The organism is Patescibacteria group bacterium (assembly GCA_041661625.1).
GTDB lineage: Bacteria > Patescibacteriota > Patescibacteriia > JAHIZJ01 > JAHIZJ01 > JBAZUB01.
The window spans coordinates 1-11,055 of the sequence record JBAZUB010000010.1 but is presented as its reverse complement, the minus strand read 5'-3'; the positions used below and the strand labels follow the sequence as shown (position 1 = coordinate 11,055).

Below are 11,055 nucleotides of genomic sequence, written 5' to 3'. Positions count from 1 at the left end.
GCTTCACAGCCACGACCACTGGCGCCAATTCGAGCTGGACCATCGGGGCTGACCATGCGGACGGAGGAAAATTCAAGATTTCATCGTCAACGGCGCTTGGGACAAACGATAGGTTGGTGATTGATGGTAATGGGAACGTGGGCATCAATACAGCCAGCCCAACTAGCTTCAAGCTTCAAGTCGCGGGCAATGTTGGGCCAAATGCAAACAACTCATATGACCTTGGTGCAAGTTCTTATTACTGGCGTCATCTGTTCGTCACCAACGTCAGTTCGACCAACATCGACGCTCTGGGCTACGTCTCAACAACTAACTTGTATTTGAGCGGCACCTCAATCTCCGGCCTATATCACAAACAAGGAGGCAATGCATTCGGCACGACGAGCACTGTTGGCACGACGGACAACTATAACCTGACGTTCAAGACGAATGATACAAGCAGAATCACAGTCTTGAATAATGGGCGTATCGGCATAGGAACGACAGCGCCGCAAAACAAGTTAGTGGTTAGAGGCGAAGCGATCGGAGCATCAACTGTTCAAGGTACGCTTGTTCTTGACGGAGCTTATAGTGCAGTCTCATCTGTCCAGTCGCTGGATTTTCTGATAAATGGAAATACAAATGGCGCTGCCAGAATCGGTGTGCCGACAGGTGCACTTTCTGAAGGTGAGTTGGCGTTTTATACAACGACAAATTATGCCAATGTCACTCCAACTGAAAAATTGAGAATTGATAGAAACGGCAACGTCGGCATCGGAACTACGAACCCATACCTCTTCAAACTAACAGTCGCTGGTACGATCGCGCCATCAACCACGAATTCGTATGACTTGGGCGGCACAGATAATTATTGGAGGAGATTGTATGCCACGAACGTCAGCTCCACCAACATTGACGCTCTGGGTTATGTCTCAAGCACCAGGTTCTATGCTGGTTTAGGCACGGTGGGTGCCCCGGCTTTTACCTTCCAAGGCGATCCAGATACGGGCATATACCATACTTCTGATAATAGCGTCGGACTGGTTTCGGGCGGTTCGCTTAAACTTGATGTTGGTTCAAGCTGGGTTACTGTTTACAACAACTTGTCTCCAGGAACCAATAATTCCAAAAATTTAGGTTCTCCAACTTTATCCTGGGCAAATCTTTATGTTTCCAGCACTTCTTACTTAGCCGGCATTAATGCAGGCGGAACAATCACACCGCGCACGACGAATACATATGACTTGGGTGCCAGTTCTTATTACTGGCGTCATCTGTTCGTCACCAATGTCAGTTCAACCAACGTTGACGCTTTAGGCTATGTCTCAACAACTAACTTGTATTTGAGCGGCACTTCCATCTCAGGCCTGTATCACAAGCAGGGAGGCAATGCGTTTAACACGACCAGCACCATCGGCACGACGGATGCCAAGAATGTAACTTTCGTGACGGGAGGTACGAGTAAGATGACTATCTTGAATAGTGGAAGCGTGGGTATCGGTACAGTGAATCCAAGCACACAGCTTGAGGTTTATGGCCCAGCCGGAGCAGTTCAAATCAAATCAACTGACACGGTAGGTTATGCCAGATTGGTTGTCGCAAATAACGTAGCAGGACACAACTTCCAGTTTTTAGCAGGCGGTGATACAAGAGCTGGAACGACTCTTGGCGTCAGCAATGCCGATTTAATGGCCGGTTATTCCAATAATACCCCCCTCGCCTTTGGTACAGCTGATAACTATGATTTCACCTTGGGCACGAACAATGCGGCCGTGATGACGCTTAAGAATACGGGCAACGTCGGCATTGGCACCTCTAACCCATACCTATACAAACTGACGGTCGCCGGCACGGTCGCGCCATCCACGACCAACTCGTATGACTTAGGCTCAGCGGCCCATACCTGGAGGAGTTTGTATGTTGGCAGTACTTCATACCTGGCAGCCGTTAATGCGGCCGGCAACATCATCCCAACTGTCAATAATCAGTATGACTTAGGTTCTGCCACTTTAGCCTGGAGAAATGTCTATGCTTCCGGCACGATCATGACAACAGGGGACATATATGCCAGGAATGTCACTTCAACCGGCATCATATATACAGGAGCCACCAGATTAACCGCTGACGCCGGAGGTCCTTTGACTTTAATCGATGAACCTTTGACGGCCACTCCTCCTGCCGGCACCAGACAGGGTTATATCTTTGCCGTTGGATCAAATCCATTTTTGGACATGTATGCCCAGAGCAATGGGGCAGCCAACGGAGTCCAAAACGCTTCAGTCAGGTTCTATCAAACACTAAGACCTGATCAAAACAACTCAACTGACATCGGTGCTTATAGCGGAGCCATCAAGAACCTCTTCGTTTCTTCCACTTCCTACCTGGCTGACATCAACGCCGGAGGAACTATCACCCCACGGACGACTTTGACTTATGACTTAGGATCAAGCTCTAACTATTGGCGTAAGCTTTTTGCCACGAACGTCAGCTCGACCAATATTGATGCTTTGGGTTATGTGTCGACGACAAACCTTTGGGTGAATGGCTCTCAGATTATTTCAGCCAATCCAAATTTGCAACAGGTAACAAACCAGGGCTACGTCACGACCAACCCGATTCGCGTGAATGGCGTGTCATCGACTGCGAGCATCTTGCCGACGACAGATCATTTGTATGATTTAGGTATAGCAAGTATGCGTTGGAGGGATTTGTTCACTTCAAATGGAGTCTATGCCTCGGGCACTTTGATGGGATCAGGAGTATTGGCTTACGGCCAAGTTTCGCCAGGCACAACTTTAACTTATGATCTTGGTACCAGCTCGCTGTATTGGCGTAAACTGTTCGTCAAAAATGTCAGTTCAACTAATATAGATGCTTTGGGGTATGTGTCGACGACAAGTCTTTGGGTGAATGGTTCACAGGTGGTTGCCGCCAATCCGAATTTGCAACAAGTCACGGATCAGGGCTACGTCACGACCAACCCGATCGTGGTTGGAGGCATAACTACCACGGGTGATATCATACCATCCGTTACAAACACGATAGATCTTGGTTCCACCACAACTCGGTTTGGCGCGATATACGTCGGAGAAGTGTTCATGGGCGGTAATTCACTTTACATGAACGATAAAAAGGTTTTGGAAAGCTTGGGCGGCCAGATGAATTTTACGGCGGATAGCAACCAGACCTTGCAAGTGCAGACTTCGGGTAGCGGAAATCTCCAGTTTAATTCTGCTGGTTCGGGTAATGTCTTATTTACATCCACCGGCAGTGGAAACGTTTCCTTCTCCAGTATTAACCAGACTCAGATTACTAGTGCCAATTCCATTACCCAACAGACCAGCAATCCAAGCGCTAACATCGTGCTTAATACATTAGGCGCCAACTCGCAGATCCAGCTTAATGCAATTGAGGAAATTGATTTAACAGCGCCATTCATTGATATTAATGGCAATGCGGATATTTCGGGGACGCTTACTTTAGGCGGTGATCCTACTTTGGATTTACATGCCGCCACCAAGCACTACGTAGATCATAAGGTAAGTATTAGTACTTCGACGCTCCAACAAGTAACTGACCAGGGTGCAACAACTAATAAGTGGATCCAATTTGCGGGCGCGACTTCGACTTCTGACTTTAGGCCGGGGACGACGGCTTCATATTATCTCGGTTCAGCCAACTACCGCTGGAAGAGTTTATTCACTTCAAATGAAGTATATGCCTCGGGTACTTTGATGGGAGCAGGAGTGTTGGCTTACGGCCAAGTTTCGCCCGGCACGACTTTAACTTATGACCTCGGTACCAGCTCGTTGTATTGGCGCAAGCTGTTCGTCAAAAATGTCAGCTCGACGAATATCGACGCGTTGGGGTATGTCTCAACCACCAACCTTTGGGTGAATGGCTCTCAAATTATTTCAGCCAACCCGAATTTACAGCAAGTCACCAATCAGGGTTACGTGACGACCAATCCGATCCGCGTCAATGGCGTGTCGTCAACCGCGAGTATTTTGCCGACGATGAACAATGCATATGATCTCGGTTCATCTGCTGCTTACTGGCGCAAGCTTTTCGTCACCAACGCCAGCTCCACCAACATCGACGCAACAGGTTATGTCAGCTCCACCAACCTTTTAGCGGACAGGACGATCAAACTCGGTAAAACCACGGGTTACAATCTCGGTAAGTTCTACGTCGATTCTTCAGGGAATGTAACTGCGTCAGGGACCGACATGGGATTGGTTGCCGCGACTAGCAACAGGTTCTTCAAGATGAACATGATATCCGACGGTACGGCTACCCTCCAATCTTCAGCCGGGATGACAATCAGTTCGGTGCTTTCATCCGCGATCATGTTTGGCAACAACGTAATTCCAAATGTTACTAATCTTAGGACTCTCGGCGACTCGACTTATTATTGGAAAAAACTTTTCGCCACCAACGTCAGTTCGACGAACATCGACGCCCTGGGTTATGTCTCAACAACTAACTTGTATTTAAGCGGCACTTCAATTTCCGGTCTGTATCACAAGCAGGGAGGCAATGCGTTTAACACGACAAGCACCATCGGCACTACGGATGCCAATAACGTGACGTTCGTCACGGGGGGCACGTCCAAGATGACGATTTTGAGCGGTGGGAATGTTGGTGTGGGTGTTGTGAACCCGCACGGCAAACTAGCTATAGCTGGTTTAGGCGGTAATCAAGCAGGCCTTGATACAGGTACGTACCCACAAATCGCGCATTTAGCTTATGAATCAGACGGGACTGGTTATGGTTTTGGCATTGGAAGAAAAGATGCGGCGGGTGCCAACTATACAGACTACATGTACTTTAAGGATGGCGGCAACGTCGGCATTGGCACCACCAACCCATACCTCTTCAAGCTTACTGTCGCAGGTTCTGTCGCGCCATCCACTACGAATTCTTACGACCTCGGCGGCACGGCGAATTATTGGAGGAGATTGTATGCGACCAACGTCTCATCCAGCCGCATTGACGCGCTGACATATGTCTCTAGTACGAAAATAATTGCAGGCATAGGTTCTGCTACCGCTCCTTCTTACACGTTCCAAGGCGATCCCAATTCTGGTTTTTATTCCTTTTCGGGAGACAATATAAGCGTTTCGCTTGGAGGTGCGGAAAAAGTGAGATTCAGAACTGCGGACATAATCCCAACCTCAAACAACAGCATAGGATTGGGCTTGATCAACCAATCATGGGCCGGAGTATTCGCTTCCAGCACGTCTTATCTTCAAAAATTAATTTCCTCCAACGTAACGTCCACGCTCCTGTCCGTGAGCGGCACATCTTGGCTCGGCGCAATCAATTCGTCCGGCAACATAGTCCCAACCGCCAACAACTCATATGACCTAGGTTCATCTTCTACTTACTGGCGTCATCTTTTTGTCACCAACGTCAGTTCGACGAACATCGACGCGTTGGGTTACGTCTCAACGACCAACCTCTACCTCAGCGGAACCTCGATCAGTAGCTTGTATCACAAACAAGGCGGCAATGCGTTTGGAGTGACAAGCACCATCGGCACGACAGACGCCAAGAACGTGACGTTCGTCACCGGCGGGACAAGCAAGATGACGATTTTGAACGGAGGCAATGTGGGTATTGGGACGGTGAATCCAATCACGAAATTAGAGGTTTCGAGCGACAGCAGTCAGTTGAGATTGTCTACGGCAGCAAGTCCTTCAGGTTATTACACCGATCTTGTTCAACAATATGATTCCACCTATCCTTTTTATATTGAGGTCAAGAACAAGGGAAGGATATTAGGATCAAAGAATATAAATGGCAGCAACGCCACCTTCGTGTCAGGATATTATGGAATTTCATTTAATACAGGCGCGCTTGATCCAACAACGGCCGATTCCAGGATGCTTATAAGTCAAACTGGCAACGTCGGTATTGGTACGGTCAATCCTTATCTCTATAAGCTCACTGTCGCTGGTACAATCGCACCCTCAACTACAAACTTATATGACTTGGGCGCGAGCTCTTATTACTGGCGCAAACTATTCGCCACGAACGTCTCGTCTACAAATATCGATGCCACGGGTTACGTCTCGACGACTAACTTGTATCTGAGCGGCACAAGCATCTCCGGCCTTTATCACAAACAAGGAGGCAATGCGTTTAACACGACGAGCACGATCGGCACGACGGATGCCAATAACGTGACGTTCGTCACCGGCGGGACAAGCAAGATGACCATTTTGAGCGGAGGGAATGTCGGAATCGGCACAGTCAATCCAAATAAGTTGTTGCATGTTTATACTGACACTGCCTCGGCCGTAGACGTAGCTAAATTCCAGAATGTAAATGCCGGCGGATTCACAGGCGTTCTGATTGATCGGTCGAGCAATATCCGTTATGCACTACTTAAATACTCAACTGCGGATACGGTGGACTGGATGACGGGAACGGCTTACAACGGAGGTGGAGCAAACTCTGCCTATACGATCGGCACAGGCCACAATCTCTCTGATGCAAAGATGACTGTCTTGACATCAGGCAACGTTGGCATTGGCGCCACAGCTCCTGCCAATAAATTGACGATCACCGGAACCGGCGCGGCCGGAACTGCCGGCAATGCTGACCTGGGCTTCAATGTCACTAGCACGTCTGCGACTTTAAGCTGGACAATCGGCGCGGACAAGAACGACGGCGGTAAGTTCAAAATTTCTTCTTCAACCGCGCTTGGCACTAACGACAGGCTAACGATTGATGGCACGGGTTTGGTTGGCATCAATACCTCTGCGCCAACCCAACGTTTAGATGTGGCTGGCACAGTTCGCGCACGTAGCGGCTTGGAATTTGACTTGGGTACAAGCTTGAATGCCAACACTTATTACAGTAGCGGCTTCAAATACAGACAGGCTGGTTTTGCAACTTATATAGACCCGATCACCAGCGGTAACTTTACGTTTTATACGGCTGCTTCCGGATCAGCCGGCAATCCAGCCTCATTTACAAATAGGTTAACCATCAGCAATACGGGCGGCATCTATGCCTCTGGCACGATCATGAGCGGCGGCGTGGTGACTTATGGCAATGTCAATCCGGGCACGACAAATACCTATGACCTTGGTACCAGCTCGTTGAATTGGCGCAAACTTTTTGTCACCAACGTCAGCTCGACCAACATTGACGCGACAGGCTATGTTTCGACTTCCCAACTCTACATCAACGGTTCTCAATTCACGCCTGGCAATTACTTCGCGCAAAACGGCAATGCCTTTGCCACGACCGGGACATTGGGGACGATAGACAACAATGATCTTTCTTTCCTGACGAATAATACGAGTAAGATGACTATCCTCCGCGGGGGGAATGTCGGCATCGGCGTTAATAATCCCACGGAAAGACTTGAGATTCTAGGGAACTTAAAATTCAGCGGGTCGGCTACGATCTCCGCCACGAGTGCGCTCACCATAGGCACCGGCTCCACGGCATTAGGCTTTCAGAGTTCCGGACCGATCAGTTTCTCACATGGCATTTCGGTCAGCGGCGCGGTCACTTCCACCGGAGGCTTTGGCGTGGGTTCCACGGTTGTCGTCGATAATTCAGGCAATATCGCCGGCGATCGCGTGCCAGAAATCGTGACCGCTCGTACGACTTACAGCACACTCAATGATCGTTTAAATGGCATTGTTACCAACTATTCATCAGTCATCAGCAATGCCGCGTTAAAGAGCGTCAATCTTTCGTCCGGCGTATCTGATGTTGATCTGGTTAATACAACGGGCGCATACAATACCCAGGTAGGCTCAGTCCAAAACGACCACGACGCATGGGCTTATGGCATACCCATTGCTGGCTACTCATATGGCAATTCTGCTTACCCAATGGGCCGCTTGATCGTCAACGGCAACTACCTGTATGAAACTGACTGGTCTTATGGCGTTCACATTTTTAATCTTGCTACGGACACCATCTACAAGGAATACAACACAGCCTCTAGTCCTGCCTTGCCTGGCAATTACTGGAACTCGCAGGCCTTGGACACAGTGAATAATGATTTGTATGTAATGAGCTATAGCGGTTATGGCTTGAACAAGATTGACATTGACGCTGGTACTGTCACGACCTACACCACTGGGAATTCAACGATATTGAGCAACGCATGTTTATACTACGATAACACTTTGCAGTACTACAACGGCAAGATATATCTTTTCCCATCCAGCCTATACATGCAGGCGTTTGATGTTAATACCCAAACCTTTACCAATTATGGTGTTGCGACCGGGTTGCCAGCTACGGTCTGGAACTCGCAGGTAGTTGGCAATAAACTGCATATTTCAAGCGACACCGGTTTCTACATCTGGAACATGGATACGGAGACGCTTGAGGCAAGCTATGTAGCCGGCGGCTCTCCTGGGCTAAACAGTTATACGAATGCGGTTTACGGCTCTTTCCAAGACCCGGTTGATTCGGACAAGGTTTGGCTTTCCACTTATAACAGTTTCCAGGAAATCTCCAAGACAACGGGTTATGTGGCCAACACTTTCCATCGGATTGATTCGGAAACCGGCATGGCCAGCTACCACAACAGCATATCCAAAATTGGGAATCAAATTTGGCTTGGTTCGCAATACGGTTCATCTCCTAATGGTTACCTGATATTTGATATTAATGCCCAGAATTTTTTCGTCATCGCCACGGCTGGTAAGCAAACCGGTAACAACGTCTTTACGGCCGGGTATAACTTTGCACCAGCACAATACAATGGTTATTATTATTTCCCGCTCTATGGCAATTGGATCGCCAAATCGCAAGTTATCTATGAAGCCTCCAATGTCTTCCAGACCAATGCAATTTTGACTTCGGCGGGAGCTAATTACACTCAGGCAAAATTCAATTACACCGGTGGTGTAGGGACAGGCAACTCTTTAACCTGGTATATTTCAGCAGACAATGGCGTGCACTGGGAAGGCCCGATTGCCGCGAACACTCTCTGGCCGTTTGTTTATCCAGGTACTCAGATAAAGATTAAGGCCACCATGGCAGCCGGCACGGGCAGTACGCCCATTATCCGCGGCTTGACTGTTGTCGCCTACGACGGAGCTACTTGGGCTGGACAAGGTTCCACGACTGTCGAGACTGAAGTGTTGGAAGCAAGAAATTCAGCGACTCGCGGCATTTTTGGCTCGCTTGATTTGCGCCTGGAAGATATTGATAGCTTAATCACGGGCAAAGCCGATACTTCACACAACCATGACGCCCGCTATCTCCAGCTTACTGGCGGCACGTTGTCAGGCGCGTTGACGGTTAATGCCAACGTCTACACCAATAACCTTCGGCCCAATGCCAATAACTCGTACGACTTAGGTACGGCTTCCTATGGCTGGAAGAACCTGTTTGTTTCCAGCACTTCTTATTTGGCAGACATCAACGCTGGCGGCACTATCACGCCGCGTACGACAAATACTTATGACCTGGGCACGTCATCCAATTACTGGAGGAAGCTGTTCATCAAGAATGTTAGCTCGACGAATATCGACGCGACGGGTTATGTTTCAACGACTAATCTTTGGGTCAATGGCTCGCAAGTCATCTCGGCCAATCCAAACTTGCAGCAGGTGACGGATCAGGGCGCGACAACCAACAAATGGCTCCAGTTCGCTGGAGCGACATCCACCTCTGACTTCAGGCCGGGCACGACTGCTTCATATTATCTTGGTTCAGCTAACTATCGCTGGAAGAGTCTGTTTACCTCAAATGGAGTTTATGCTTCCGGCACTTTGATGGGAGCCGGCGTACTGGCTTACGGCCAAGTCTCGCCAGGCACGACCTTAACTTATGACTTGGGCACCAGCTCGCTGTATTGGAGAAAACTTTTCGCAAAGAATGTCAGCTCAACTAACGTCGATGCCTTGGGTTATGTCTCAAGTACAAAATTTATTGCCGCATCCGGGACTAATACTAATCCGGCTTATGGCTTTAGTGCTCAGGCGGGAACCGGATTGTACTACACGACAAGTGCTCTAAGTTTTTCAATCGCCAATACTGTGCGTTTAGGCGTGGATGCAAATGGCGCTTCGGCTGCTGGTTTTGGCATACAAAATGTTACAAATGTTTTGGCTGACGGCTTGCGCGTTGGAAGATTGGGACAGATTAATTGGGCATCTTATGGAGCATCAAATGATTCTTTGGGCCTATCGCGTTATGCCACAGGAACTTTAGCAGTGGGCAACGGTACTCAGGGTGATTACAGTGGCAATATTTTGGCCGGCAATATAGGTTTGGGTGTTAATAATCCTTACCTCTTTAAACTCACGTCCGCAGGCAACGTCGGCCCATCATCCACGAACGCATATGATCTCGGTTCCTCGTCTTATTACTGGCGTCATCTTTTTGTCACCAATGTCAGCTCTACGAACATCGACGCTGTTGGCTACGTCTCAACCACCAACCTCTATCTCGCCGGCACTTCCATCTCCGGCCTCTACCACAAACAAGGCGGCAACGCGTTTAATACCACGAGCACGATCGGCAATACAGACAGTAAGAATATTGATTTCATCTCCGGCACGAGTAAGATGACGATCTTGAGCGGTGGCAACGTTGGTATTGGGACGGTGAATCCAGCGACTAAGCTGACCGTTCAAACAAGCGGATATGGCATTGAGCAGACTGATGGAACCATTCGTCTTGGGACGTATATAGGTACTAATGCTCAATTTGGCACGATGACCAATCACGACTTGGTGTTCTTTACCAATAATAGCAGCAAGATGACGATCTTGAGCGGAGGCAACATCGGCATCGGCACCACAAACCCGTATCTCTTCAAACTGACAGTCGCCGGTACGATCGCGCCATCCACTACGAATTCTTACGACCTCGGCGGCACGGCGAATTATTGGAGGAGATTGTATGCCACGAATGTATCGTCTACAAATATTGATGCCGTGGGTTATGTTTCAACTACTAACCTCTACCTCGCTGGCACTTCAATCTCCGGTTTGTACCACAAACAAGGTGGTAATGCATTCAACACGACGAGCACCATCGGCACGACGGATGCCAATAACGTGACGTTCGTCACCGGCGGGACAA

General features: G+C 48.8%; 1 protein-coding gene. It reads left to right on the top strand.

The annotated features are described in order from the left end of the window. The coding region (locus WC734_06325) for a hypothetical protein (protein ID MFA6198732.1) at window positions 1-11,055 on the top strand (11,055 nt) is incomplete at both ends.